General features: G+C 72.1%; 23 protein-coding genes, 1 rRNA gene and 1 pseudogene. 18 read left to right on the forward strand and 7 right to left on the reverse strand.

Annotation, left to right across the window (positions count from 1 at the left end; all coding sequences use genetic code 11):
* The 9 genes from rrf to ACFWU6_RS21690 form a co-directional block, all read left to right on the forward strand.
* Positions 1–93, forward strand: a 5S ribosomal RNA gene (rrf, locus tag ACFWU6_RS21650); the annotation flags it as partial.
* 123 nt (positions 94–216) lie between these two features.
* The gene (locus ACFWU6_RS21655) at positions 217–870 is read left to right on the forward strand and encodes an HAD family hydrolase (protein ID WP_383803535.1); all 654 of its coding nucleotides are present in this window, start codon (positions 217–219) and stop codon (positions 868–870) included.
* Between the two features lie 102 nt (positions 871–972).
* Positions 973–2,187: an MFS transporter gene (locus ACFWU6_RS21660; protein ID WP_383982508.1), complete on the forward strand. Its 1,215-nt coding sequence runs from the start codon at positions 973–975 to the stop codon at positions 2,185–2,187.
* Positions 2,138–3,307 (forward strand): acetoin utilization protein AcuC, encoded by a 1,170-nt coding sequence (locus ACFWU6_RS21665; RefSeq protein WP_383982511.1) that lies wholly within the window; start codon positions 2,138–2,140, stop codon positions 3,305–3,307. Before ACFWU6_RS21660 ends, ACFWU6_RS21665 begins: the two co-directional genes overlap by 50 nt.
* A 78-nt stretch (positions 3,308–3,385) precedes the next feature.
* Positions 3,386–4,216, forward strand: coding sequence for a phosphatase (locus tag ACFWU6_RS21670; protein WP_383803541.1), 831 nt, complete (start codon positions 3,386–3,388; stop codon positions 4,214–4,216).
* Positions 4,217–4,330: 114 nt separating this feature from the next.
* Complete coding sequence (locus tag ACFWU6_RS21675; RefSeq protein ID WP_008738568.1) at positions 4,331–4,540, forward strand: helix-turn-helix domain-containing protein; 210 nt, start codon at positions 4,331–4,333, stop codon at positions 4,538–4,540.
* 132 nt (positions 4,541–4,672) lie between these two features.
* On the forward strand, positions 4,673–4,771 hold the full coding sequence (locus ACFWU6_RS21680) for a 30S ribosomal protein bS22 (protein ID WP_003948845.1): 99 nt from the start codon (positions 4,673–4,675) through the stop codon (positions 4,769–4,771).
* Positions 4,772–4,873: 102 nt separating this feature from the next.
* Positions 4,874–5,953, forward strand: a complete 1,080-nt coding sequence (locus ACFWU6_RS21685; protein ID WP_383982514.1) for an NAD-dependent epimerase/dehydratase family protein — start codon at positions 4,874–4,876, stop codon at positions 5,951–5,953.
* The gene (locus ACFWU6_RS21690; RefSeq protein ID WP_383982516.1) at positions 5,953–6,969 is read left to right on the forward strand and encodes a lysophospholipid acyltransferase family protein; all 1,017 of its coding nucleotides are present in this window, start codon (positions 5,953–5,955) and stop codon (positions 6,967–6,969) included. The genes ACFWU6_RS21685 and ACFWU6_RS21690 overlap by 1 nt, the downstream gene beginning before the upstream one ends.
* An 88-nt stretch (positions 6,970–7,057) precedes the next feature.
* Here the strand turns inward: ACFWU6_RS21690 and ACFWU6_RS21695 are convergent, their stop codons facing one another.
* The 3 genes from ACFWU6_RS21695 to ACFWU6_RS21705 all read right to left on the reverse strand — a co-directional run bounded on the left by ACFWU6_RS21695 (position 7,058) and on the right by ACFWU6_RS21705 (position 10,649).
* The gene (locus tag ACFWU6_RS21695) at positions 7,058–8,272 is read right to left on the reverse strand and encodes a DUF5667 domain-containing protein (protein ID WP_383803525.1); all 1,215 of its coding nucleotides are present in this window, start codon (positions 8,270–8,272) and stop codon (positions 7,058–7,060) included.
* 231 nt (positions 8,273–8,503) lie between these two features.
* Positions 8,504–9,319: an ECF subfamily RNA polymerase sigma factor, BldN family gene (locus ACFWU6_RS21700; protein WP_383803523.1), complete on the reverse strand. Its 816-nt coding sequence runs from the start codon at positions 9,317–9,319 to the stop codon at positions 8,504–8,506.
* Between the two features lie 361 nt (positions 9,320–9,680).
* Positions 9,681–10,649, reverse strand: coding sequence for an HAD family hydrolase (locus ACFWU6_RS21705; protein ID WP_383803522.1), 969 nt, complete (start codon positions 10,647–10,649; stop codon positions 9,681–9,683).
* 106 nt (positions 10,650–10,755) lie between these two features.
* Between ACFWU6_RS21705 and ACFWU6_RS21710 the strand changes: the two genes are divergently transcribed.
* The 5 genes and pseudogenes from ACFWU6_RS21710 to ACFWU6_RS21730 all read left to right on the forward strand — a co-directional run.
* A complete protein-coding gene (locus ACFWU6_RS21710) occupies positions 10,756–11,034 on the forward strand; it encodes a glutaredoxin family protein (RefSeq protein ID WP_383803520.1) in 279 nt (92 codons plus the stop codon).
* A 295-nt stretch (positions 11,035–11,329) separates the two neighbouring features.
* Positions 11,330–12,136, forward strand: coding sequence for a redox-sensing transcriptional repressor Rex (locus ACFWU6_RS21715; protein WP_383803518.1), 807 nt, complete (start codon positions 11,330–11,332; stop codon positions 12,134–12,136).
* On the forward strand, positions 12,133–13,833 hold the full coding sequence (locus ACFWU6_RS21720; protein WP_383803516.1) for a glutamyl-tRNA reductase: 1,701 nt from the start codon (positions 12,133–12,135) through the stop codon (positions 13,831–13,833). The genes ACFWU6_RS21715 and ACFWU6_RS21720 overlap by 4 nt, the downstream gene beginning before the upstream one ends.
* Complete coding sequence (gene hemC, locus ACFWU6_RS21725) at positions 13,830–14,795, forward strand: hydroxymethylbilane synthase (RefSeq protein WP_383803514.1); 966 nt, start codon at positions 13,830–13,832, stop codon at positions 14,793–14,795. Before ACFWU6_RS21720 ends, hemC begins: the two co-directional genes overlap by 4 nt.
* A pseudogene (locus ACFWU6_RS21730) lies at positions 14,792–16,462 on the forward strand (uroporphyrinogen-III synthase); the annotation flags it as partial. The gene hemC and the pseudogene ACFWU6_RS21730, both read left to right, overlap by 4 nt.
* 155 nt (positions 16,463–16,617) lie before the next feature.
* Here ACFWU6_RS21730 and ACFWU6_RS21735 read toward each other — a convergent pair.
* Both ACFWU6_RS21735 and ACFWU6_RS21740 read right to left on the reverse strand, forming a co-directional pair.
* Positions 16,618–16,863, reverse strand: a complete 246-nt coding sequence (locus ACFWU6_RS21735; RefSeq protein ID WP_383982519.1) for a DUF397 domain-containing protein — start codon at positions 16,861–16,863, stop codon at positions 16,618–16,620.
* The gene (locus tag ACFWU6_RS21740) at positions 16,860–17,684 is read right to left on the reverse strand and encodes a Scr1 family TA system antitoxin-like transcriptional regulator (RefSeq protein ID WP_383982523.1); all 825 of its coding nucleotides are present in this window, start codon (positions 17,682–17,684) and stop codon (positions 16,860–16,862) included. Before ACFWU6_RS21740 ends, ACFWU6_RS21735 begins: the two co-directional genes overlap by 4 nt.
* A gap of 398 nt (positions 17,685–18,082) precedes the next feature.
* Here ACFWU6_RS21740 and hemB point away from each other — a divergent pair, with 398 nt between their 5' ends.
* The 3 genes from hemB to ACFWU6_RS21755 all read left to right on the forward strand — a co-directional run bounded on the left by hemB (position 18,083) and on the right by ACFWU6_RS21755 (position 20,907).
* On the forward strand, positions 18,083–19,084 hold the full coding sequence (hemB, locus tag ACFWU6_RS21745; protein ID WP_383803507.1) for a porphobilinogen synthase: 1,002 nt from the start codon (positions 18,083–18,085) through the stop codon (positions 19,082–19,084).
* A 197-nt stretch (positions 19,085–19,281) separates the two neighbouring features.
* On the forward strand, positions 19,282–20,523 hold the full coding sequence (locus ACFWU6_RS21750; protein WP_383803505.1) for a S8 family serine peptidase: 1,242 nt from the start codon (positions 19,282–19,284) through the stop codon (positions 20,521–20,523).
* Between the two features lie 111 nt (positions 20,524–20,634).
* A complete protein-coding gene (locus ACFWU6_RS21755; RefSeq protein WP_383803503.1) occupies positions 20,635–20,907 on the forward strand; it encodes a DUF1876 domain-containing protein in 273 nt (90 codons plus the stop codon).
* A 48-nt stretch (positions 20,908–20,955) separates the two neighbouring features.
* Here ACFWU6_RS21755 and ACFWU6_RS21760 read toward each other — a convergent pair whose 3' ends face one another.
* Entirely contained in the window at positions 20,956–21,702 is a 747-nt protein-coding gene (locus tag ACFWU6_RS21760) for an ABC transporter permease (RefSeq protein WP_383803539.1), read from the reverse strand.
* 5 nt (positions 21,703–21,707) lie between these two features.
* Complete coding sequence (locus tag ACFWU6_RS21765) at positions 21,708–22,643, reverse strand: ATP-binding cassette domain-containing protein (protein WP_383982526.1); 936 nt, start codon at positions 22,641–22,643, stop codon at positions 21,708–21,710.
* Between the two features lie 101 nt (positions 22,644–22,744).
* Here ACFWU6_RS21765 and ACFWU6_RS21770 point away from each other — a divergent pair, with 101 nt between their 5' ends.
* Entirely contained in the window at positions 22,745–23,503 is a 759-nt protein-coding gene (locus tag ACFWU6_RS21770; protein WP_383803499.1) for a TetR/AcrR family transcriptional regulator, read from the forward strand.
* Positions 23,504–23,539 lie beyond the last annotated feature (36 nt).

A 23,539-nucleotide genomic window follows, 5' to 3' on the forward strand; every position in this document is an offset into this window, starting at 1 on the left:
ACGCCCGGTTACATTCCGAACCCGGAAGCTAAGCCTTTCAGCGCCGATGGTACTGCAGGGGGGACCCTGTGGGAGAGTAGGACGCCGCCGAACAATTATTGTGGGAGAGCCCCGCACCTTATGGTGCGGGGCTTTTCTGCGTTCCGGGCCAGACTCCACCGGATGCCCGGCATGGGGTCGAGCCGGATTCGGGCCGGCGGCTCGTAGGGTTGGGGCATGGGCTATGACCTCGTCATCTTCGACAACGACGGCGTGCTGGTGGACAGCGAGCCGCTCGCCAACAGCATCCTCGCCGGATACCTGACCGAGCTGGGGCACCCGACCTCCTACGAGGAGTCCCTCCGTGACTACATGGGGTCCGCCGTGCACCGCGTGCACGACCTCGTGCTGGACCGGACCGGGCAGCGACTGCCGGCCGACTTCGACGAGACGTTGCACACCCGGACGTTCACCGCGTTCGAGCGCGAGCTGAAGCCCGTGCCCGGTGTGCAGGAGGTGCTCTACGGCCTGGTGGAGCAGGGGATCGACTACTGCGTGGCCTCCTCCGGGAGCCACGAGCGCATCCGCGTGGGGCACCGGGTCACCGGCCTCGACGAGTGGTTCGAGGACGAGTGGATCTTCAGCTCGCAGGACGTGGGCCAGGGCAAGCCGGCCCCCGACCTGTTCCTGCACGCGGCCCGGTCCATGGGCGTCGACCCCGCCCGGTGCGTGGTGATCGAGGACAGCCCGCTCGGGGTGCGGGCCGCACTGGCCGCCGGCATGGACGTCTACGGCTTCACCAGCATGATGCCTGCCGACCGGCTCGCCGGTGCCACCGGCTACTTCGGGGACATGAAGCAGCTCCCGGGCATCCTGGAACTGCCCGTGTGACGGTCCGTGTTACTGCCCGTGCGGTGGCCCGTGCGGTGGCCCGGGCGATTCCCGTGTGATCGCTCTACCCACCGGTAGTACCGGGGCCTACGCTGTGCCGCCATGACGGTTGACGTACGGCTGCGGCGCGGACGCGGCGCCCTGGGGTTCAGCTTCTTCGCGCAGGGGGTCGCCTTCGCGTTGCTCGTGACCCGGATACCGGCCATCCAGGACCGGTACGGGATATCCGACGGGCTGCTGCCCGCCTTCCTGGCCGCCGTGCCGATCCTCGCCGGCGCTGCGAGCGTCGCCACCGAGCACCTGGTGAAACGGGTACCGCCCAGCGCGGTGCTCAGGTGGGCGCAGCCCGTGGTGCTGCTGGCCCTGCTCGGCGTCGGCGCCGGTACGCGGCTGTGGCACGTGGCGGTGGCCCTGGGGGTGTTCGGGCTGTCGGTGGGGGCGCTTGACGCCTCGATGAACATGCTCGGGGTCAGCCTGCAGCGGGCGTACGGGCGCAGCATCATGCTGGGGTTCCACGCCGCGTACAGCCTGGGCGGGATCGTCGGTGCCTCGGCCGCCTGGGCCGGGGCGCACTGGCGGCTGGACCTGTTCGTGAGCTACCTGCCGGCCGTGGCCGTGCTGGTGCCGGGGGTCCTCCTCGCGAGCCGGCGCTACGCCGACGCCCGGCCCGTGCCCGTGGCGCAGAAGGAGGGGTGGCCGCCCAACGGCGGCAAGCTGCTGCTGCCGCTCTGCCTGGTGATGGCGTGCGCGTACATCGGCGATTCGACGGTGGCGAACTGGAGTGCCAAGTACCTCCAGGACGTGCTCGGGAGCTCGGAGCAGCTGGCGACCGTCCCGTACAACGTGTACATGGTGACCACGCTGATCGGGCGGGCCGTCGGCGACCTGGGAGTGCGGCGCTTCGGGGCGGCGGGCTTGGTGCGCGGCGGGACGGTGGTCGCGGCCGGAGGTTTCGCCGTGGTCGCCGCCGCGCCCGGAGCGTGGACGGGGATGCTCGGGTTCACGATGCTGGGGCTCGGCCTGTGCGTGATCGTGCCGCAGACCTTCGCCGCCGCGGGCCGGTTGTTCCCCGGGGCGTCCGACACCGCGATCGCGCGGCTGAACATCTTCAACTACGCGGGCTTCCTGATCGGGTCCCCGCTCGTCGGGGGGATCGGGGACGCGTGGAGCTACCGCGGGGCGATGCTCGTGCCGATGGTGTTGGTCCTGGTGACGCTCTTCCACGCCCGCTCGTTCGGCGCGGACGGCGCCCGATACGGTGTCGGGCATGAGCGGCCGCGGGTTGTTGATGTGGGACGAGGCGGTAACGGGGTATGACTTCGGACCGGGCCATCCGATGGATCCGGTGCGCCTGGAGCTGACGATGGGCCTGGTGCGCGCCTTCGGGCTGGACCGGGTCCTGGAGGTACGGGCGGCCCGCGCGGCCGGGGACTCGACGCTGCGGCTCGTGCACCGGGAGGACTACGTGGCCGCGGTGCGGGAGGTGTCCGCCGATCCCGGGGCGGCCGACGGGTCCTTCGGGCTGGGGACCGTGGACGATCCGGCCTTCCACGGGATGCACGAGGCGTCCGCGCTGATCGCCGGGCAGTCCGTGGCGGGCGCGGAGGCCGTGTGGCGCGGGGAGGCGGAGCACGCCGTGAACTTCTCGGGCGGGCTGCACCACGCGATGCCGGGCGGGGCGGCCGGGTTCTGCGTGTACAACGACGCGGCGCTGGCCGTGGCGCGGCTGCTGGAGCTGGGGGCCGAGCGGGTCGCGTACGTCGACGTGGACGTGCACCACGGGGACGGTGTGCAGGCGGCCTTCTGGGACGACCCGCGGGTGCTGACCGTCTCGCTGCACGAGCATCCGCGGACGCTGTTCCCGCAGACCGGCTGGCCGGAGGAGACCGGCGGGGCCGCCGCCGAGGGGTCGGCGGTGAACGTGGCGCTGCCCGCCGGGACGGGGGACGAGGGGTGGTTGCGGGCCTTCCACGCGACGGTGCCGGAGCTGCTGGCGGACTTCCGGCCGCAGGTGCTGGTGACGCAGCACGGGGCCGATACGCACGTCGAGGACCCCTTGGCGCACCTGGCGGTGTCGCTGGACGCGCAGCGGGCCGTGCAGGAGGCCTGCCACGGGCTCGCGCACGCGCACGCGGACGGCCGGTGGCTGGCGCTGGGCGGCGGCGGGTACGCGGTGGTGGACGTCGTGCCGCGGTCGTGGACGCACCTGGTGGCGATCGCGGGGCACCGGCCGATCGATCCGCAGACGGCGGTTCCGCCGTCGTGGCGGGACGAGGTGTACGCGCGGACGCGGCAGCTGGCACCGGCCCGGATGACGGACGAGCGGTCGGTCGGTTGGCAGGACTGGGAGGCGGGCTACGATCCGGCCGACCGGATCGACCAGGCGGTGCTGGCGACCCGGCGGGCCGTGTTCCCGCTGCGGGGCATGCTGGCCTGATGGTGCATCGTTACGCCAACGGTGGGGCTGTTCGCCGGAATTGATGAACCGCCAGATGCGTTGCGGGAGCATCGGGGGGTGTTGAGCACCGGCGCGCTGCGTGCGCATCTGCTGGCCGCCCGGTTGGCCGGGCCCGTCGCGACCTCGCGGGAGGAGAGCCTGCGCAGTTACCGGCTGTTCGCGGCGCGCGATCCGAGGGTACTGCTGGGGCTGGAGCCGGAGGGTCGCTGGGGCGGGAGCGACCTGCTGGGGCTGATGGCGCGCACGTGCGGGGTCTCGGCGGATCCGGCGCACGTGAGTGGACCGGACGTGATCGACCCGGAGCGCACGGTGGCGGCGCTGGAGGCCTTCGCGGGCCGGCTGGGCGAGGCGGCGCGGGCCGGTTCGCCGGTGCTGTTCGGCACGGGTCATCCGCACCGGCTCCTGGGCTTCTACGCCGCCTTGGCGGAGGCGGTGTCGGCGGCGGGATGTGTTGTCCTCACTCCTGCGCAGGGGGTAAGTGTCGACATGGCGACCCGGTTCGGCGTACGTCCGTACAGCATCGATTACGTACGGGGGGTCGCATTGGTGCGGGAACCCGGCGCGCGGGAGCCGGGGAGTGCCACCGGCGCGCACAGCCATTCGCCCCTGCCGGTTCGGATCGCGCTGGGGGCCCTGGCGGAGGCCGGGGGGCCGCTGCCCGAGCTGGTGGTGGGGGACCACGGATGGGTCTGCGGTGCAGGTCAGCTCGGTGTGGAGGCGATCGGGCTGGCGGACACGAATGACCCCGCGCTGTTCGTGGGGGAGGCCGAGGGGCGCGTCTCGGTGGTGGTTCCGCTTGATGACGCGGTACGCGCGGAGCACTACCGGCCGCTCACTCGCTATGTGCTCAATCGGGCCAGTCTGTCTCCGCGTCAGGAGTGGCTGTAGCTCCTCTTCCCCACTCGTATCACGCGCCCCTACTCTGGGGAGTGAGCGTGCGACGACGAGGAGTAACCGGAGGGGAAGCCGGTGCCCGTCATGCGCGGAAGGTCAAGGTGTGTCATGGCTGCTGGCGAGAGGCCTCTCAGTGAGGTTCAGTTCCTGACCGTGGCGGAGGTCGCCTCGGTGATGCGAGTGTCTAAGATGACCGTGTACCGCCTGGTGCACAACGGTCATCTGCCCGCGATCCGGGTGGGCCGGTCCTTCCGGGTCCCCGAGAACGCGGTTCACGAGTACCTCCGAGAGTCCTATGTGGGGGTGGAGTCGGCCTGAGACTGACGCTCCCGAAGCCCTCGCAAGCAGGCGGATTACAAGCTCAGAGCTCGGGCGGGTAGGCTAGGCCGACGTAGGTCGTGTGGGCCCAGACGCCCCGCACCGAGTGAAGAGAAGTGAGCGAGGGTAGTCGTGGGCTCTGTTATCAAGAAGCGGCGCAAGCGGATGGCTAAGAAGAAGCACCGCAAGCTGCTCAAGCGCACCCGCGTCCAGCGTCGTAACAAGAAGTAAACGGCAGCTGTACGTGTTTTTCCGCAGCCCCCCCACCATCCTGGTGGGGGGGCTGCGGTGCAGCCGGGGGCAGGTTGTTCCGACTAGGGAGGCGCTGATCTCGTGGGGAAGGTCGTACTGGTCACCGGAGCGTCCCGGCAGCTGGGGGGCCGCTTCGTGCGGCGCGTCCAGCGCGATCCGGACGTCGAGCGGGTGATCGCCGTGGACGCGGCGCCGCCGCCGCACCGGCTGGGATCGGCCGAGTTCGTCCGTACGGACATCAGGCAGTCGGCGATCGCCCGGGTGCTCGCCGAGTACGCCGTGGACACGGTGGTCCATCTGGCGGTCACCGGAGGCCGGGCCGGGACGGGCGGGGCGCACAGCGCCGTCAAGGAGACGAACGTCATCGGCACGATGCAGCTCCTCGGGGCCTGCCAGAAGTCCCCGACGGTCCGGCGGCTCGTGGTGAAGTCCAGCACCAGCGTGTACGGGGGCACCTCGCGGGACCCGGCCGTCTTCACCGAGACCACGGAGCCCAAGTCGCTGCCCGCGGGCGGCTTCGCCAAGGACGCCGCGGAGGTCGAGGGGTACGTACGGGGCTTCGCGCGCCGGCGGCCGGACGTCGCGGTGTGCGTGCTGCGCTTCGCCAACATCCTGGGGCCCTTCGCGGACTCGGCGCTGGCGGAGTACTTCTCCATCCCGGTGATGCCGACCGTGCTGGGCTACGACCCGCGGCTGCAGTTCGTCCACGAGGACGACGTGCTGGACGTGTTGCGACTGGCGGCGCAGGAGCCCAGGCGTGGGACGCTGAACAGCGGGACCTTCAACATCGCGGGGGACGGCGTGCTGCTGCTGTCGCAGTGCTCGCGGCGGTTGGGGCGGCCGACGCTGCCGCTGCCGCTGCCCGCGGTGACGTGGGCCGGGTCGGCGCTGCGGGCGGTCGGGGTGACCGACTTCTCGCCGGAGCAGACACGACTCCTCACGCACGGCAGGGTCGTGGACACCACGCAGATGCGGGAGGTGCTCGGCTTCGAGCCGGCGTACACGACGGCCGAGACCTTCGCCGACTTCGCACGGAGCCGGGGGAACGGGTTGCTGCCGCCGGAGCGGATGGCGCGGGCCGTCGGGCGGGTGGCGGCCGTGCTGAAGGTGGACGACGGCTCGGACGCCGGCGTCGACGAGGGTGAAGGAGCGAAGCGATAGTGGCGGACGCCAAGGTCATTCCGTTCGACGAGGACCGGCCGCGCCGGCGCCCTCAGGGGCGGCGCGTGCGGGTGGCCCCGCCGGCGCCTTCCGAGGCGGCTCCGCCGGTGGCGGAGCCGGTCGTCGAGCCGGCCCTCGAGCCGGTCGTGGAGCCGCCCGCGGGACGGGCGGGCGGCGGGGGCTGGGACCGGCGGATCGCCGGCGGCCTGTCCTTCCTGCGGCGGCGGATCACCGGGGAGTACGAGGTCGACGAGTTCGGCTACGACGAGGAGCTGACGGACCAGGTCCTGATGTCCCTGATGCGGCCCCTGTACGACAAGTACTTCCGGGTCGAGGTCAAGGGCATCGAGAACATCCCGAAGGAGGGTGGGGCGCTGATCGTGGCGAACCACTCCGGGACGCTGCCCCTGGACGGGCTGATGCTCCAGGTCGCCGTGCACGACCAGCACCCCGCACAGCGGCACCTGAGGCTGCTGGCGGCGGACCTGGTGTTCATGCTGCCGGTGGTGAACGAACTGGCCCGCAAGGCGGGGCACACCCTCGCCTGCGCGGAGGACGCGCAGCGGCTCCTGGAGGCCGGTGAGCTGGTCGGTGTGATGCCGGAGGGCTTCAAGGGGATAGGGAAGCCGTTCGGGGACCGGTACAAGCTCCAGCGCTTCGGCCGCGGGGGCTTCGTGTCGACGGCGCTGCGGGCGGGGACGCCGATCGTGCCGTGCTCGATCGTCGGGGCGGAGGAGATCTACCCGATGGTCGGCAACGCCAAGACGCTGGCACGGCTGTTGGGGATTCCGTACTTCCCGATCACGCCGACGTTCCCCTTGCTGGGGCCGCTCGGGGCGGTGCCGCTGCCGACGAAGTGGACGATCCAGTTCGGCGAGCCGATCCCGACGGACGGGTACGCGGCGGAGGCGGCGGAGGATCCGATGCTGATGTTCAACCTGACGGATCAGGTGCGGGAGCAGATCCAGCACACGCTGTACCGGCTGCTGGTGCAGCGGCGGTCCGTGTTCTTCTGACCCGGTTCTTCTGACCCGGTCCTCCGACCCGGGCGAAGGAGTGCGGAGCCGGCGGGGCGTGGTGTACCGCGCCGCCGGCTCCGCACTGCTACTCGGCGTCCTCCGCTTCGATGCCCAGGCCCGGGAGGAGTCCCGGGAGCAGGGGCGGGAGGGTGATGTCCGGCTTGGGCAGCTCCGGGACGCCCTGGGAGGGCGCCGGCGAGAGCCGGCTCTCCGGCGGGTCGAGCAGGTCGCCCGTACCGCCCAGGAGGCCGCCCGTGGGCTGTGGCTTGCTGCTGCCGCTGCCCGAGGGCGACGGCGCGGGGCTGCCGGAGGGCGGGGCCTGCGGGGTGGGGGCGGACTGCTGCTTGCCGCTGGGGGTGCCCGGCTTGGCGGAGGCGCCGGGCGAGCCGGAGCCCCGGGTCTGCTCGGGGGGCTTGGGGAGCAGGCCCTGGAGCGGCGCCACGTCTTCGTCTATGGCCCGGAAGACCGATTCCACCTCGCCGCCGACATCGGTGAGCTGCGCCGGGAGCTTCTCCCGCAGCCGGCCCCACGCGTCGCGGTGCGAGCGGGAGAACGACGACAGCGTCTGGATCGGGCCGAGCGAGCCGTCCCGCTGGTAGGCGGCCTGGAGGAGCCGGTGTCCCTGCTCCGCGTCGTGCTTCATGCCCGCGAGTGCTCGGCGGATCGCGCCGAGGGACTCGTGGTCCAGTACGCCCGTACGGCCGCGCTCCATCAGCCTGCGGGCCTCCGACAGGCGGTTCGAGGCCTGGTCGAGGTAGAGCTCGCCCCGGTCCGAATCCTCGTCGGCCATCCCCAGCTTCAGGTCCTCCATGCCCCGTTTGACGGGGTAGAGGGAGTCACCGGGCAGGGCGTCGGTGCTGGCAGCGGCCACTCCGCTGAAGGCCCCTGCGGCCACACCCACGGTGAGGCCGCCCGCTGCGATGCCCTTGGACCAGCGGGAGCGGGGCCGCAATTTCCGGAGCGAGGTCGCCCGGTGGGCGCCGCGGCCGGTCCGCTGTTCGGGCACCTGAGGGTCCGGGGCGGCACCGCCCCCGGCCCTCTCTTCGAGCACCATGGTCTCCATGGCGGCGACGAGTCTGGCTCGTTGCACCATTTTGACCTCGGGGTCCAGCACGGGGCGCGGCATTCTTTCGCCGAGCACGCTCGCCAGGGCCAACAACCGGTCGTGGTCAGCAGGTTCGGCAGGTGCCTCGGACTGCTCGGCCGCCGGGTCCGGTTCCGAAAGCTCGGACTGGGTCCGATCCTCCAGGGCCTGGGCGAAGGCGTTCGCCCGCCGGTGCGGGGTCACGTTCGCGATCACTGGCGGCACCTCCTCTCGTCATGACGATCGACTCCCCACAGTGTCCGGAAGGTTGCCTTCCTGGAGCACGTCCACCCGTTCGGGTGAGCGGCTTCGGGCGAAGCATGTCCACAGGGAGCCTGCATTCCGCACAACGAGCGTCGCGGCACTTGGGTTACGGACGAAGGATGATCGGACCACAGCGTCATCGGGGGGTCACCGGATGTATGTGAGTGAGGTGGGCGAAGGGGGTCAGCGGGCGTCGTCCGGGAGGAGCCGGGCCAGGGTGCGCACCGCCCGGTACTGGAGCGTCTTGATGGCGCCCTCGTTCTTTCCCATCACCCGGGCCGTCTCGGCGACCGAGAGCCCTTGCAGGAAGCGCAGGGTCACGCACTCCTGCTGCTGGGGGTTGAGTTTCCGTACGGCTTCCAGCAGGGCCGCGTTGGAGAGGGACTCCAGGACGGAGTCCTCGGGGCTGCGCTCGACCTCGTTGGCGTCGAGCATCTCGCCGGTGGTGACCTCCAGCCGGAAGCGGCTGGACTTGAAGTGGTCCGCCACCAGGTTGCGGGCGATCGTCACGAGCCAGGCGCCGAAGTCGCGGCCCTGCCAGGTGAAGGTGGAGATGCGGCGCAGCGCCCGCAGAAAGGTCTCGCTGGTGAGATCCTCCGCGGTCGCCTTGCCGCCGACGCGGTAGTAGATGTAGCGGTAGACCGTGTCGCTGTACTGGTCGTAGAGGCGGCCGAAGGCGTCGGCTTCGCCCGCCTGGGCGCGTTCGACCAGGTCCATCATGCGGGCCTGGTCGCTGTCCGCGGTGGGGCGGCGGTGGGTGGCCTGGGTGCTCGTGCCGGCGTTGCCGTTCGAGCCCCCGGCCGCGCGGCCGCGTCTGCCCACCGTCGCTCCGCCGTCGGTCAGGGCGTAGCAAGGGCCGGCCGGACCGAGTCCGGCCGGGACTGCGGTGGCGAAGGCGGGGACGGCGTACGCGGTGGGGACGAAGCCACGCAGGTGGTCGAGGACCGTTGCGCGCAGCGTAGCCAGGCCCGAGGCGTCAACCCCGACAGGTGGGTACACGGGACTCCCAGAGGCAGAGCTTCCATCACGTGCAGTGCGGGACCGTTCACCCGTCGTGGCGACAGATGACCGGAGGCATGCGTTTGAGGAGAATAACGCTTCGTACAGGCAGCGCTACACCCAGTTGCTCAAATCACCGGTTCCGACACTTCTGTTGCGTGTCGAGGGCGTATTCGGTCGCTGTTGGTGATCGGTTCTTGATCGATTGGGTGCGCGGAATGGCAGCTTCCCCGCTGGCTCGCGACCGACCGGGGCAGGCCGGAATGCCGCGCCGGGAGTGCGGGTAGAGGTGAGCGAATGCCCCAGGTCCGGCCTCGGGGCGGACGGGGGCGGGGCGGGGCCGTGCCTGGCCCCGGCGCCGCTACTTGCGGCGGCGGTGCAGGGCGATGGCGGCGGCCGTGCCGCCCGCGAGCGCGCCGACTCCGGCGGCGGCCGGGACGCCGACGCGCACGGCCTTGCGGCCGGTCCGATAGTCGCGCAGCCGCCAGTCGTGGTGGCGGGCATGCTTGCGCAGTTTTGTGTCGGGATTGATCGCGTACGGATGTCCGACCAGGGACAACATCGGAATGTCGTTGTGCGAATCGCTGTACGCGGCGCAGCGCGCGAGGTCCAGCCCCTCGGCCGAGGCCAGGGCGCGGACCGCCTCGGCCTTCGCGGGGCCGTGCAGCGGTTCGCCGACGAGGCGGCCGGTGTAGATCCCGTCGACGGACTCGGCGACGGTGCCGAGCGCGCCGGTCAGGCCGAGCCGGCGGGCGATGATCGTGGCCGTCTCCACGGGGGCCGCGGTGACCAGCCACACCTTCTGGCCGGCGTCGAGGTGGGCCTGGGCCAGGGCGCGCGTGCCCGGCCAGATCCGCTCGGCCATGTACTCGTCGTAGATCTCCTCGCCGATGGCCGTCAGCTCGGAGACCTTGTGGCCCTTGACGATGGACAGGGCGCTGTCGCGGGCGTCCTGCATGTGCTCGGGGTCCTCGACCCCGGCCAGCCGGAACCAGGCCTGCTGCCAGGCGAAGCGGGCGAGCTCGCGGCGGCGGAAGAACTCGCGCTTGTAGAGGCCGCGGCCGAAGTGGAAGATCGCGGCGCCCTGCATGACGGTGTTGTCGAGGTCGAAGAAGGCGGCGGCGAGGTCGTCGCCGGCGACCGGGAACGCGGGCTCCGCCGGCATGTCGGGGATCGCGGCGGACGCTGTCCCGGCGGCGTCGAGCGGGGAGTGGGGCGGGGTGTCGGTCAGCGCGGTCTTGCGGGCGGCCTCGGCCGAGGCCTCGCCTGCCAGGACGCTTCGCGCGGTGGCGGAGCGCCTACGGGGGGTGAGCCATCCCAGAGCGGCCATGACGCGAGCATAGCCATTGTGTTCGGGAGTTCCCGAACCGATGGGATGCGGGGGCGTGAACTCTTCGGGGCGCCGCCGTGGCGCGGGGGCGCGGGAGAATGGCGGCATGAGTCCTTTGTTGCGCCGCAAGGAGAAGAAGAGCCCCGGCGAGCGGCTGGTGACGCTCATCGGGAAGCCGGGGTGCCATCTGTGCGAAGACGCCCGGGGTGTGGTCGAGGAGGTGTGCGCGCAGACGGGTGCGCGCTGGGAGGAGAAGGACATCTCGCAGGACGAGGAGCTCTACCGGCTGTACTGGGAGCAGATTCCGGTGGTCCTCGTGGACGGGGAGCAGCACACCTTCTGGAGGGTGAACCCGGACCGGCTGCGGCGGGCGTTGGGGGGCTGACCCCCGGGAGTTGGGGGGCTGACCCTCTTCGCGGTTACCATCATGGGCGATTTATGGGGGCTCGACGGCGTATCTGTGAGGAGTGTGTGCGGTTATGCCCCCTTTGGGATTTGAACGGGTTCGGCGTGCCGCCGGTTCCCGCTCCGCGTGTCGCATGCGCGTGACCCCGGTCACTTTGGTCGGACAAAGCGGACACAATCTTTGTGCACGCGTTCACAAAGGCATAGCCTGCTGTCGACGGGGCGGTCCTGGGACAAGTGGCCGCCTGCAGCCCCGCTCATCCCGCAGGAGCATCGTGGCAACTGGCCGAACTCACCGACCGGCGACCCGCAGCCGAGGTATTCCCGAGGCCACTGTCGCCAGGCTTCCGCTGTACTTGCGCGCCCTCACCGGCCTCTCCGAGCGATCGGTGCCCACGGTGTCCTCCGAGGAGCTGGCGGCCGCCGCCGGAGTCAACTCCGCGAAGCTGCGCAAGGACTTCTCCTACCTGGGCTCCTACGGCACGCGCGGCGTCGGCTACGACGTCGAGTACCTCGTCTACCAGATCTCCCGCGAGCTCGGCCTGACCCAGGACTGGCCCGTCGTCATCGTCGGCATCGGAAACCTCGGCGCCGCGCTCGCCAACTACGGCGGTTTCGCCTCCCGCGGCTTCCGCGTGGCCGCGCTCATCGACGCCGACCCGGCCATGGCCGGCAAGCCCGTCGCCGGCATGCCCGTGCAGCACACCGATGACCTGGAGAAGATCATCGAGGAGAACGGCGTCTCGATCGGGGTCATCGCCACCCCGGCCGGAGCGGCCCAGCAGGTCAGCGAGCGGCTGATCGCGGCCGGCGTCACCTCCATCCTGAACTTCGCGCCCACCGTGCTGTCCGTGCCCGAGGGCGTGGACGTGCGCAAGGTCGACCTCTCGATCGAACTCCAGATCCTCGCCTTCCACGAGCAGCGCAAGGCCGGTGAGGAAGCGGCCGCCGCTGCCGCCGGCGGCTCCTCCACGGGCGGCGCCGCCCCCGCCGCGGCCGTGGTGCCGCCGGCCGGCCGTGCCGCCGCCGTGGCGCGCAAGGGCAACCCCGAGGGCGACGTCCCGGCGGTGATGCCGGCATGAGTCTGCTCGTCGTAGGGCTGAGCCACCGCAGCGCGCCCGTCAGTGTCCTGGAGCGGGCCTCGCTGTCCGCGGACGCCAAGGTCAAGCTGCTGCACGACACCCTCGCCGCCGAGCCGGCGACGGAGGCGGCGGTGCTCGCCACCTGCAACCGGATCGAGCTGTACGCCGACGTGGACAAGTTCCACGCCGGTGTCGCCGAGCTGTCCACGCTGCTCGCGCAGCACAGCGGCGTCGCGCTGGAGGAGCTCACTCCTTATCTCTACGTGCACTACGAGGACCGGGCGGTGCACCACCTCTTCTCGGTGGCGTGCGGACTGGACTCGATGGTCGTGGGCGAGGGGCAGATCCTCGGCCAGATCAAGGACGCGCTGGCCCTGGGCCAGGAGCAGCACACCGCAGGCCGGCTGATCAACGACCTGTTCCAGCAGGCGCTGCGGGTCGGCAAGCGGGCGCACTCGGAGACCGGGATCGACCGGGCGGGCCAGTCGCTGGTCACGTTCGGCCTGCAGCAGCTCGCGCCGGGGCTCCCGGTCGAGGAGTGGGCGGCCGGCAAGCGGGCGCTGGTGATCGGCGCCGGGTCGATGTCCTCGCTGGCTGCGGCCACGCTGGCGCGGGTCGGCGTCGCCGAGATCGTGGTGGCGAACCGGACCGCCGAGCGGGCGGAGCGGCTCGCCGAGATTCTGGTTGCCTCGGGCACCGGGGTGCGGGCTTCGGCCGTGCCGATGCGGTCCGTGCCGCAGGAGCTGACACGAGTCGACGTGGTCGTCTCCTGTACCGGGGCCACGGGGCTCGTGCTGACCGCCGACGACGTGCTCGCCGCCGTGTCCCAGGGGCTCCGCCCCCGCACCCCCGCGCCCCAGGCGCCGGACGTGCCGGCGGGCCCGGACACGGCCCCCGCGGGGCCGGGTGTGGACGCCGAGGTCGTGGCACGGCTCGTCGCCGCCGCCCGGGCCGGCGGCCGCCTGCCCGATGCCGGGGCCGCGCGGACCATCGCGCCCGTCGCCGAGCCCGAGGGGTGTCCCGTCGGAGCGGACGCGCCGGCCGCCGACGGCCGGTCCGCGCTGACCGGGGTCGACGCCAACGCCCTGGAACTGCACGGGACCTGGGCCGACCAGGGCGAGGCCGCCGCGCACCGGCAGCCCCGCAAGAGCCCCCGTACCCACACCGACGGGGCGGCCGTCCGGCTCGCCCTGCTGGACCTGGCCATGCCCCGTGACATCGACGCCGCCGCGCACCGGATCCCGGGCGTGCGGCTGGTCGACATCGAAAGCCTCGCCGAGACGTCCGCCGACGCCCCGATGGCAGCCGACGTCGACGCCGTCCGGGGGATCGTCGCCGACGAGGTGGCCGCCTTCGGCGCCGCCCAGCGGGCCGCGCACATCACGCCCACCGTGGTCGCCCTCCGGGCCATGGCGGCCGAGGTCGTGGCCATGGAAGTGGCACGGCTCGACGGCCGGCTGCCCGACCTCGACGACCGGCAGCGCTCCGAGGTCACCCAGACCGTGCGCCGCGTCGTCGACAAACTGCTCCACGCGCCGACCGTGCGCGTCAAGCAGCTCGCGAGCGAGCCCGGCGGCGCCGGGTACGCCGAGGCGCTGCGCGAACTCTTCGACCTCGACCCTCAGACGGTGGCTTCCGTCAGCCGGGCAGACGCGGCCGATCCGATGAACGACGACGACCCAGGACGGGCATCATGAACACACGTCCCGACCAGCCGCTGCGGCTCGGTACGCGGCGGAGCAAGCTGGCCATGTCGCAGTCGGGCCACGTCGCCGACGCGGTGCGCGCGGTCACCGGCCGGGCCGTCGAGCTCGTGGAGATCACGACCTTCGGCGACGTGTCGCGCGAGCACCTCTCGCAGATCGGCGGTACCGGCGTCTTCGTCACCGCGCTGCGCGACGCGCTCCTGCGCGGGGAGGTCGACTTCGCCGTGCACTCGCTGAAGGACCTGCCGACCGCGCAGCCCGACGACCTGGTGATCGCGGCCATGCCGCCGCGCCAGGACGCCCGGGACGCACTGGTCGCCCGTGACGGCCTGACCTTCGGGCAGCTGCCCGAAGGCGCCCGGATCGGCACCGGTTCGCCGCGCCGGACGGCTCAGCTCAACCACCTCGCGCTGTCCCTGGGCAAGCGCATCGAGACCGTGCCGATCCGCGGCAACGTCGACACCCGGATCGGGTTCGTGCACGACGGCGAGCTCGATGCCGTCGTGCTGGCGGCCGCCGGACTGAACCGGATCGGGCGCGGGGACGAGGCGACCGAGCTCCTGCCGGTCGACGCCGTACTGCCCGCCCCCGGCCAGGGCGCCCTCGCGGTGGAGTGCCTCGCCTCCGACGCGGACCTGATCGCGGCGCTCGGCGAGCTCGACGACCCGTACACGCGGGCCGCCGTCACCGCCGAGCGTTCCCTGCTCGCCCGCCTGGAGGCCGGTTGCAGCGCACCCGTGGGCGCGTTCGCCGATCTGCTGGCCGACGGCCAGACTGTCAATGAGATGCGCCTGCGCGGCGTCGTCGGAACGCTCGACGGCTCGACGCTGGTGCAGCTGTCCACCACCGGTCCCGTGCCCCAGTCGTACGACGAGGCCATGGCGCTCGGCCGCGAACTCGCGGACGAGATGCTGGCCAAGGGCGCGGCCGGTCTGATGGGGGAGCGAGCGTGAACCCCACAAGTCCGACCACCTCCGCTTTTCCGGCCATCGCCGCCCACGGACACGTCACCTTCCTCGGTGCCGGCCCCGGCGACCCGGGTCTGCTGACGCTGCGTGCCGTCGAGGCGCTGGCCGCCGCGGACGTGCTCATCGCGGAGCCCGATGTGCTCGACGTCGTACGCACTCATGCGCGCGGCAACGTCGACACGCCGCAGCTGACGGTAGCTGACGAGAAGTCAGCAGCCGCCGGTGTCCCCGTGATCCGGGACGCGGCCAATCTTGTCATGGAGGCCGCACGCTCCGGCAGGCGGGTGGTCCGTGCCGTCACCGGCGACCCGGGGCTCGACGGGAACACGGCCGAGGAGATGCTCGTCTGCGCCTCCGCGGGCATCCCCTTCGAGGTCGTGCCCGGCATTCCGACCGCCGTGGGCGTCCCCGCGTACGCCGGTGTGCCGCTGCGCGACAAGCGGGGCGACGACAACGGCGTGCGGTTCCTCGACGCGAAGAGCGCGTCGGCGCGCTGCTGGACCGAGGTCGGCGCCAGCGACGGCACGCTGGTGCTCTCCGCGACGCTGGAGACCGTCTCGGCCGCCGCCGCCGAGCTGGTGGGCGCCGGGCGCAAGCCCGACACCCCCCTGACGGTGACCGTCGCCGGCACCACCACGCGCCAGCGGACCTGGTCCGCGACCCTGGGCACGATCGCCCAGGTGTTCAAGCAGGGCAAGGTGCTGCCCTCGCCCGAGGGCGCCCGCCCGGTCATAGCCGTGGTCGGGGAGCACACCGCCGTCGCGCGCCGCGACGAGCTGGCCTGGTTCGAGTCGAAGCCGCTGTTCGGCTGGCGGGTGCTCGTACCGCGCACCAAGGAACAGGCCGCCTCGCTCTCCGACCAGCTGCGTTCCTACGGCGCGGTGCCGCACGAGGTGCCGACGATCGCCGTGGAGCCGCCGCGCACCCCGCAGCAGATGGAGCGGGCCGTGAAGGGCCTGGTCACCGGCCGCTACGAGTGGATCGCCTTCACCTCGGTCAACGCCGTGAAGGCGGTGCGCGAGAAGTTCGAGGAGTACGGGCTAGACGCGCGGGCCTTCGCGGGCATCAAGGTCGCCGCCGTGGGCGAGCAGACCGCGGCCTCGCTCGTGGAGTTCGGCGTGAAGCCGGACCTGGTGCCGAGCGGGGAGCAGTCCGCGGCCGGGCTGCTGGAGGACTGGCCGCCGTACGACCCGGTCTTCGACCCGATCGACCGGGTGTTCCTGCCGCGGGCCGACATCGCGACCGAGACGCTGGTCGCCGGGCTGATCGAGCTGGGCTGGGAGGTGGACGACGTCACGGCCTACCGGACGGTGCGCGCGTCGCCGCCGCCGGCGGACACCCGTGAGGCGATCAAGGGCGGCGGTTTCGACGCCGTGATGTTCACGTCGTCCTCCACCGTCCGCAACCTGGTCGGGATCGCGGGCAAGCCGCACAACGTGACCGTCATCGCGTGTATCGGCCCGGCGACGGCCAAGACCGCGGAGGAGCACGGGCTGCGGGTGGACGTGCTGTCGCCGGAGCCGTCGGTGTCGAAGCTGGCGGAGGCCCTCGCCGAGTACGGGGCCGCGCGCCGCGAGGCGGCCAGGGAGGCCGGCGAGAGTTTGTCGCCGCGCGCCGCGTGGCGGCCTGGGGGGCCGGGGCGACGGTCAACCTGCCGGGTGGGCGCCCTGCGCGGGCGGGCCCGGGCGCGATTCGCGCCCGGGCCCCCTCGTCGTACGGCCGGGGCCGGGGCCGCGGCTGGGTGCGGCCGTGCCCCCGGCGCCCCGGCCCGCGGGTTCCGCCGCCCGTCACCGGAGCTGGTGGGACCTCAGGCTCCGACCCACCGGGTGAGACCGGCCCAGACAGCGGGGGCGAAGGCGAGGGTCGGGCCGTGGGGGACCTTGGAGTCCCGGACGTGGACGGTGTCGGAGCAGGAACAGGAGCCGACCTCGACGCACTGGCCGCCTTCACTGCCGCTGTAGGAGGACTTCTGCCAGGCGACGGCCATCTCCAGGCACTGGCCGCCCTCGTCGCTGCTGTAGCTGGACTTGAACCACTTCAGTGGGGTGCTCATACCTCTCCTAGCAGCCGGTCCAACAGGCCTTTTGTTTCAGCGAAGTTCAGGGCCTGGGATCGCAGCATCGCATATTTCTGGGTGAGGATGCTGACCTCGTTCGGGTCGCGTACGAGGATGCTGCCGCGCTGGGTTTCCGAGTAGGCGAGGTGCTGGAACTCCGGGGTTTCCAGCAGGGTAAATGGGCCTGCGAGACCAGCGTGGGTGGTGATGCCGAGGGGCAGGACCTGGAGCGAGATCGCGGGACGATCGGCGCAGGCGCGCAGGTGAAGCAGCTGCTCCCGGTGCACCCCGTCGCCGCCGATCCGGTCGCGCAGAGCCGCCTCCCAGATCACGAAACTGAGGGTGGGAGGGACCGGCCGGTGCAGTATCTCCTGCCGCTCGATCCGGCGGGCGGTCTGGAGCTCGATCTTCTCCTCGCCGACGAACGGCACGCGGCAGCCGAAGACGGCCCGGGCGTAGGCCTCGGTTTGCAGCAAGCCCGGGATGATCATCGTGTCGTACCAGGACAACGCCAGCGCCTCCGCCTCCCGCTCCATGTACTCCTCCGCCCAGGCCGGGATCATGTCGACCTCCGGCATCCGGTTCGCGGCGACGCTGAGGAGGCCGGGGAGGCCGAGAATGCGGTCCATCCGTTCCGCGACGTCGGGCATGAGGACGCGCCTGCCCTGTTCGATCGAGGCCAGCGTCTCGACGTCGACGGCGATCTGTTCGGCCAGCGCGCGCTGGGTCATTGCTTTGGCGACTCGGCACACGGCGACCTGTTCGCCGACCATCTTCATCGCCGTCGAGTTGGGCCGGGCCCGCTTCCTTGGTGGCATGAACGTGAACTCCCCACCTGAGCACGAGAGATAGCCGTACCAACCCGTACTCCTCACGGAGTACGGGTGTCCGGCCCCGTCCACGTTAGTCACGCACCGCGACGATCGGCACGGGAATTCGGAAATTCAGGTAGCTCTCGTGCGGAAGCCATCCGGGCCGTGCGTCCGCCAAGTCATGGGCGCTGCCAGGCAGTTCGTATCGAGACACTTCACGTGTGGAGTGTGACATCCCGCCGTGGCGGCATGTTGCTCAGCGTGAGCGGAACCCCGGTCGATGGGGCGCCGGGCCGCGGGGACGGGTGCGGGCGGGGGAGCGCAGGGAGGGGCGTGCCCGCGCGCGGTCGGGGCGGCCCTACGCTTGTCCGGACTGCTGTCGATGCTCGAAGAGGCGACTGAAGATGAGCACGTACGGATCTTTCCCCGGCTCGCGGCCCCGTCGGCTGCGCACCACCCCGGCGATGCGGCGGATGGTCGCGGAGAACCGGCTGCACCCCTCGGACCTGATCCTGCCGGCGTTCGTACGGGAGGGCATCAGCGAGCCGCTCGCGATCTCCGCGATGCCGGGCGTCGTCCAGCACACGCGGGACACGCTGCGGAAGGCCGCCGTGGAGGCGGTCGAGGCCGGGGTGTCGGGGATCATGCTGTTCGGTGTGCCGGCGGACGAGAACAAGGACGCGCGCGGCACGGCGGGCACCGAGCCGGACGGGATCCTGCAGGTGGCGATCCGGGACGTGAAGGCCGAGGTCGGAGACGACCTGGTGATCATGTCGGACCTCTGCCTGGACGAGTACACGGACCACGGGCACTGCGGGGTCCTGGACGAGCACGGGCGCGTCGACAACGACGCGACGCTGGAGCGGTACGCGGAGATGGCGCAGGTCCAGGCCGACGCGGGCGTCCACATGGTGGGGCCGAGCGGGATGATGGACGGCCAGGTCGGCGTCGTCCGCGACGCGCTGGACGAGACCGGACACGAGGACGTCTCGATCCTCGCGTACACGGCGAAGTACTCGTCCGCCTTCTACGGTCCCTTCCGGGAGGCGGTGGCCTCCTCGCTGCAGGGCGACCGCAAGACGTACCAGCAGGACCCGGCGAACGCGCGGGAGTCCCTGCGGGAGCTGGCGCTGGACCTGGAGGAGGGCGCCGACATGGTGATGGTCAAGCCGGCCGGGCCCTACCTGGACATCCTGTACCGGGTGTCGCAGGCGGTGGACGTGCCGGTCTCGGCCTACCAGATCAGCGGCGAGTTCGCGATGATCGAGGCGGCCGCGGAGAAGGGCTGGATCGAGCGGGACCGGGCGATCCTGGAGACCCTGCTGGGCATCAAGCGGGCGGGCGCGGACACGATCCTGACGTACTGGGCCACCGAGGTCGCGGGGTGGCTGCGGGAGGCCCGGTAGGGGCGGCGGGGAGCCGGCCCCGGCCGCCCGCCGGGGGTCCGGGGGCGGCCTGACGGTGCCCCCCGACGGGCCCGGCAGGGCGGGGCCGGGGTGGGCCACCTGGTCGGCGGAGCGCATTACTGTGGTGCTCGGCGTGTCCGTGGGGACACGGGGGATGTCCTAGGCGGCCGTCGTTCCCGCGTGGTGCCCTCACCGGCATGAACACTCGCACGAAGACCGCACTCGCGACCGCCGTCACCGCCGCGCTGGCCCTCGCCGGCCCGTCGGCGACCGCCTCGTCGGTGACGGCCCCGTCGGTGACCGCCCCGTCGGCGACCGCCTCGCAGTCCGTCGCGGCCCCGGAGCCGACCCCCGCCCCGCTGCTCACCGCGGCCGACGCGGTGCCCGGCAGCTACATCGTGACCCTCGACGGGGCGGTGGACGCGGCCGGGGTCGCCCGGAAGCTGGGTGTGAAGCCGACGTTCGTCTACAGCAGGGCGATGAACGGGTTCGCCGCCCCCCTGACCGCGCTCCAGCTGGACATCGTCCGAGTCAGCCCGGGGGTGAAGACCGTCGAGCAGGACGCCAGGATCACCGCCCCGCCGCGGCCGGCCCCCGCGCCGGGGACCCGGGCGCCGGCCGATTCCTGGGGTCTGGACCGCATCGACCAGCGGGACCCGGCGCTGGACGGCGACTTCACCACCTCCGGCAACGGCGCCGGCGTCACCGCCTACATCCTCGACACCGGCGTCGACTACGGACACGAGGAGTTCGGCGGCCGGGCTTCCTTCGGTTTCGACGCGGTGGGCGACGGACGCCTGGGCCAGGACTGCAACGGCCACGGCACGCACGTCGCCGGCACGGTCGCGGGCAAGACGTACGGGGTCGCGCGCAAGGCGGGTGTCGTCAGCGTCCGGGTGCTGGACTGCGACGGGCGGGGATCGTACTCGGGGATGATCGCCGGCTTCGACTGGGTGGCGAAGAACGCCAAGCACCCGGCCGTCCTGAACGGCTCGCTGGGCGGGGACCGTTCGCAGGCCCTGAACAACGCCGCGAACGCCCTCTCCGACGCCGGCGTGCTGCCGGTGATCGCGGCGGGCAACGACGCGAAGGACGCCTGCCAGGTCTCCCCGGCGTCCGCGGAGCGGGTGCTGACGGTCGCGGCGTCCCACCGCCGGGACGAGGAGACGGACTTCTCCAACTGGGGCGCCTGCGTCTCCCTCTACGCCCCCGGCCAGGACATCACCTCCGCCATGCTGGGCGGCGGGGCGCTGTCCCTGAGCGGCACCTCGATGGCCTCGCCGCACGTCGCCGGGGTCGCCGCCCTCTACAAGGCGGCGCACCCGACGGCCGACGCGGCCGAGGTGGCCGGATGGATCGACCGGCAGACCACCAAGGACGTTCTGACGAGCGTCAGCCCGGGGACCCCCAACCGCCTCCTCTTCACCGGCGGCCTCTAGCCACTCCTGTGACCGGGACGGGAGCCGAGGGTCCCGTTGCGGTCCCGGTCGCGGCCACCGGGGGCCGGGCGCACCCTGGAGGGGAGGGTGACCCCCTGGAGGTGATGCACCGTGTCCACGCTCGTCGGTTGGCACGTGGAGCTCGAATTCACCGAGGAGGGCCACCGCACCAGTGCGGCGGCCCTGGTCAGGCTCGGGGACGGCTCCGAGATGAGGGCGCGCGGCTACGCCATGCGCCACCCCTCCGACCCGGAGCAGCTGAGGGTCGGGGAAGAGATCGCGGGCGCCCGCGCGCTCATGGATCTCGCGTCGCAGATGCTGCAGAAGGCCCACGCCGAGATCGACGAGGCGACGGGCCGTACTTCCTACCCGCTGGGCGGCTGAGCGAGCAGGCGCGTCATCGGCCCGTTGAGGGGCCCCGGCAGGGGTCCCTCAACGGGTCCTGACGCGGAAGAGCACGCCCGCGAGGGTGAGCGCCACGGCCGTGATGCCCGCGCACCAGGTCAGGGCGATCCACGGGGTGTCACCGGCGGGCTGTGCCAGGAGCAGGGCGCGCAGGGATTCGATCACCGGGGTCAGCGGCTGGTGGTCGGCGAAGCCGTGGAGCCAGCCGGGCATGGTCTCGATGGGGACGAAGGCGCTGGACGGGTACGGCAGGAACATCATCAGGAACGTGAACCCGCCCGCGGCCTCGGGCGATCCGGCGAGCAGCCCGAGTACGGCGGCCAGCCACGAGATCGCCGTGATGTACGCGAGGAGCAGCCCGGCGGCGGCGAGGAACGCGGCCGGCCCGGCCTGCGGCCGGAAGCCGATGGCGAGGGCGACGGCAAGGACCAGGGTGGTGGAGATCAGGTTGCGCACCACCGAAGCCGCGACGTGCCCGGCGAGGATGGGGACGGCGCCGATGTCGAGGGAGCGGAAGCGGTCGATGACCCCGTTCGTCATGTCCTCGGCGACGCTGACGGCGGTGGAGGCCGCGCCGAAGCCCGCGCACAGCAGCATGGCGCCGGGGACCACGTACGTCACGTAGGCGGTCCCGGTGTCGATGGCCCCGCCGAAGAAGTACACGAAGATCAGCATCAGCATGACGGGCAGCATCAGGGCGGCGATCAGCGCGTCGGGCCGGCGGCTGCTGATGCGCAGGCTGCGGCCGGCCAGGGCGAAGGCGCTCACGGGCATGGCGGTCATCGGTCGGCTCCCGTCAGGGCGAGAAAGACGTCGTCGAGGGTGGCACTGCGCAGGGTGAAGCGGTCGATCTCGGTGCGGTCCGGGTCGAGTTCGTCGAGCAGGGCCCGGACATGGGCGGCGGTGCCGTCCGTGGGCAGCCCGAGGGTGAGCTCGTCGGGAGCGAGGTGGACGGCGCGCGGGGCGAGGGCCTCGTAGGCGGCGCCGGTGGTGAGGGTCAGGTCCAGCCGGTGTCCGGCGACGCGGGACTTCAGTTCGGCCGGGGTGCCCTCGGCGGCGATGCGGCCGTCGGCGAGGACGGCGACCCGGTCGGCGAGGTGGTCGGCCTCCTCCAGGTACTGGGTGGTGAGCAGCACGGTCGTGCCGTCGGTGCGCAGTTCCCGTACGAGTTCCCACAGGTCCTGGCGGCTGCGCGGGTCGAGTCCGGTGGTCGGCTCGTCGAGGAAGAGCACCTCGGGCCGGGAGACGAGGCTCGCCGCGAGGTCGAGGCGCCGCCGCATGCCGCCGGAGTACGTCTTCGCGGTGCGGCCGGCCGCTTCGGTGAGGCCGAAGCGGGCGAGGAGCTCGTCGGCCCGGGCACGGGCCGCGCGGGGGGAGAGCCCGGCCAGACGGCCCATCATGCGCAGGGTCTCGGTACCGGTCTGCAGCTCGTCGACGGCGGCGAACTGGCCGGTGAGGGCGATGAGTTCACGCACCCGGGAGCGTTCGGTGACGGCGTCGTGCCCGGCGACGCGGGCGGTGCCGGAGTCGGCGGCGGTGAGGGTCGCGAGGATCCGGACGGTGGTGGTCTTGCCGGCGCCGTTGGGCCCGAGGAGGGCGAGGACGCTGCCGCGCGGGACGGCCAGGTCGATGCCGTCGAGGACGCGGAGCTCGCCGTAGGACTTGGTGAGGCCGGTCGCGTGGATGCCGAGGCCGCCGGAGGCGTGCGTGGTCATGAGGGGCGGTGCTCCCTTCGCCGTTTCTGCGTATGCCCTACGCTCTTCTGTGTAAGTAATACACAGAACTAGGATGGGGGTCAATCGAGGAGTGGGCGGACATGGCGGAAGAGGACAGCGGGACCGGGCTCCCGGCCAGCCTGGAGATGGCCTGGGGTCTGCGCGAACGCCCGGGCAAGGGTCCGCGTCCCACGCTCACGCTGGCGAAGATCGTGGAGGCGGCCGTGGCGCTGGCCGCGAGTGAGGGGATGGACGCCGTCTCCATGGGCCGGGTGGCCAAGGATCTCGGCGTCTCGACGATGTCCCTCTACCGGTACGTCGCCGCCAAGGAGGAGCTGTACGTCCTCATGTCGGACGCGGGGGTCGGCACCCCACCGGACCCCAAGGCCGGGGAGGGCGCGGACTGGCGGGAGCTGCTGACGGAGTGGGCGTACGCGCAGCGGGCCGTCCTGATGGCCAACTCCTGGATCCTGCGCATCCCGATCACGGCCCCGCCCGCGACCCCGAACCAGCTGGCCTGGATGGACCGAGGGCTGGCCGCGATGGCCGGTACGGGCCTGAAGGAGAGCGAGAAGCTCTCCACGATCATCCTGATCGGCGGCCTGGTACGGAACGAGGCCACCATGGCCGCGGACATGATCGACGCCATCATCAAGTCGGGCGTGGCCCCGGAACAGGCCCTGGCCCAGTACGTCCGCACGCTACGGCTGCTCGCCGGCCCGGACACCCATCCCGCGGTGACGCGGCTGCTGGACTCCGACGCGTTCAGCGGCGCCGGCGAGCCCGATTTCCAGTTCCGCTTCGGCCTGAACCGCATCCTGGACGGCCTTGCCCCGCTGGTCGCCGAGCGGTCGGAGTAACCGCTACCGGCTGTCACGGGGGGCCCGGCGATCGTG

The organism is Streptomyces sp. NPDC058674 (assembly GCF_042716505.1).
Taxonomy (GTDB): Bacteria; Actinomycetota; Actinomycetes; order Streptomycetales; family Streptomycetaceae; genus Streptomyces.

Coding starts and splice junctions, on each gene's coding strand:
- ACFWU6_RS21675 (WP_008738568.1), top strand. CDS start 4,331: ATGGCTGCTGGCGAGAGGCCTCTCAGTGAGGTTCAGTTCCTGACCGTG.
- ACFWU6_RS21770 (WP_383803499.1), top strand. CDS start 22,745: ATGGCGGAAGAGGACAGCGGGACCGGGCTCCCGGCCAGCCTGGAGATG.
- ACFWU6_RS21720 (WP_383803516.1), top strand. CDS start 12,133: ATGAGTCTGCTCGTCGTAGGGCTGAGCCACCGCAGCGCGCCCGTCAGT.
- ACFWU6_RS21665 (WP_383982511.1), top strand. CDS start 2,138: ATGAGCGGCCGCGGGTTGTTGATGTGGGACGAGGCGGTAACGGGGTAT.
- ACFWU6_RS21765 (WP_383982526.1), bottom strand. CDS start 22,643: ATGACCACGCACGCCTCCGGCGGCCTCGGCATCCACGCGACCGGCCTC.
- ACFWU6_RS21660 (WP_383982508.1), top strand. CDS start 973: ATGACGGTTGACGTACGGCTGCGGCGCGGACGCGGCGCCCTGGGGTTC.
- ACFWU6_RS21710 (WP_383803520.1), top strand. CDS start 10,756: ATGAGTCCTTTGTTGCGCCGCAAGGAGAAGAAGAGCCCCGGCGAGCGG.
- ACFWU6_RS21750 (WP_383803505.1), top strand. CDS start 19,282: ATGAACACTCGCACGAAGACCGCACTCGCGACCGCCGTCACCGCCGCG.
- ACFWU6_RS21760 (WP_383803539.1), bottom strand. CDS start 21,702: ATGCCCGTGAGCGCCTTCGCCCTGGCCGGCCGCAGCCTGCGCATCAGC.
- ACFWU6_RS21655 (WP_383803535.1), top strand. CDS start 217: ATGGGCTATGACCTCGTCATCTTCGACAACGACGGCGTGCTGGTGGAC.
- hemB (WP_383803507.1), top strand. CDS start 18,083: ATGAGCACGTACGGATCTTTCCCCGGCTCGCGGCCCCGTCGGCTGCGC.
- ACFWU6_RS21735 (WP_383982519.1), bottom strand. CDS start 16,863: ATGAGCACCCCACTGAAGTGGTTCAAGTCCAGCTACAGCAGCGACGAG.
- ACFWU6_RS21705 (WP_383803522.1), bottom strand. CDS start 10,649: ATGGCCGCTCTGGGATGGCTCACCCCCCGTAGGCGCTCCGCCACCGCG.
- hemC (WP_383803514.1), top strand. CDS start 13,830: ATGAACACACGTCCCGACCAGCCGCTGCGGCTCGGTACGCGGCGGAGC.
- ACFWU6_RS21740 (WP_383982523.1), bottom strand. CDS start 17,684: ATGCCACCAAGGAAGCGGGCCCGGCCCAACTCGACGGCGATGAAGATG.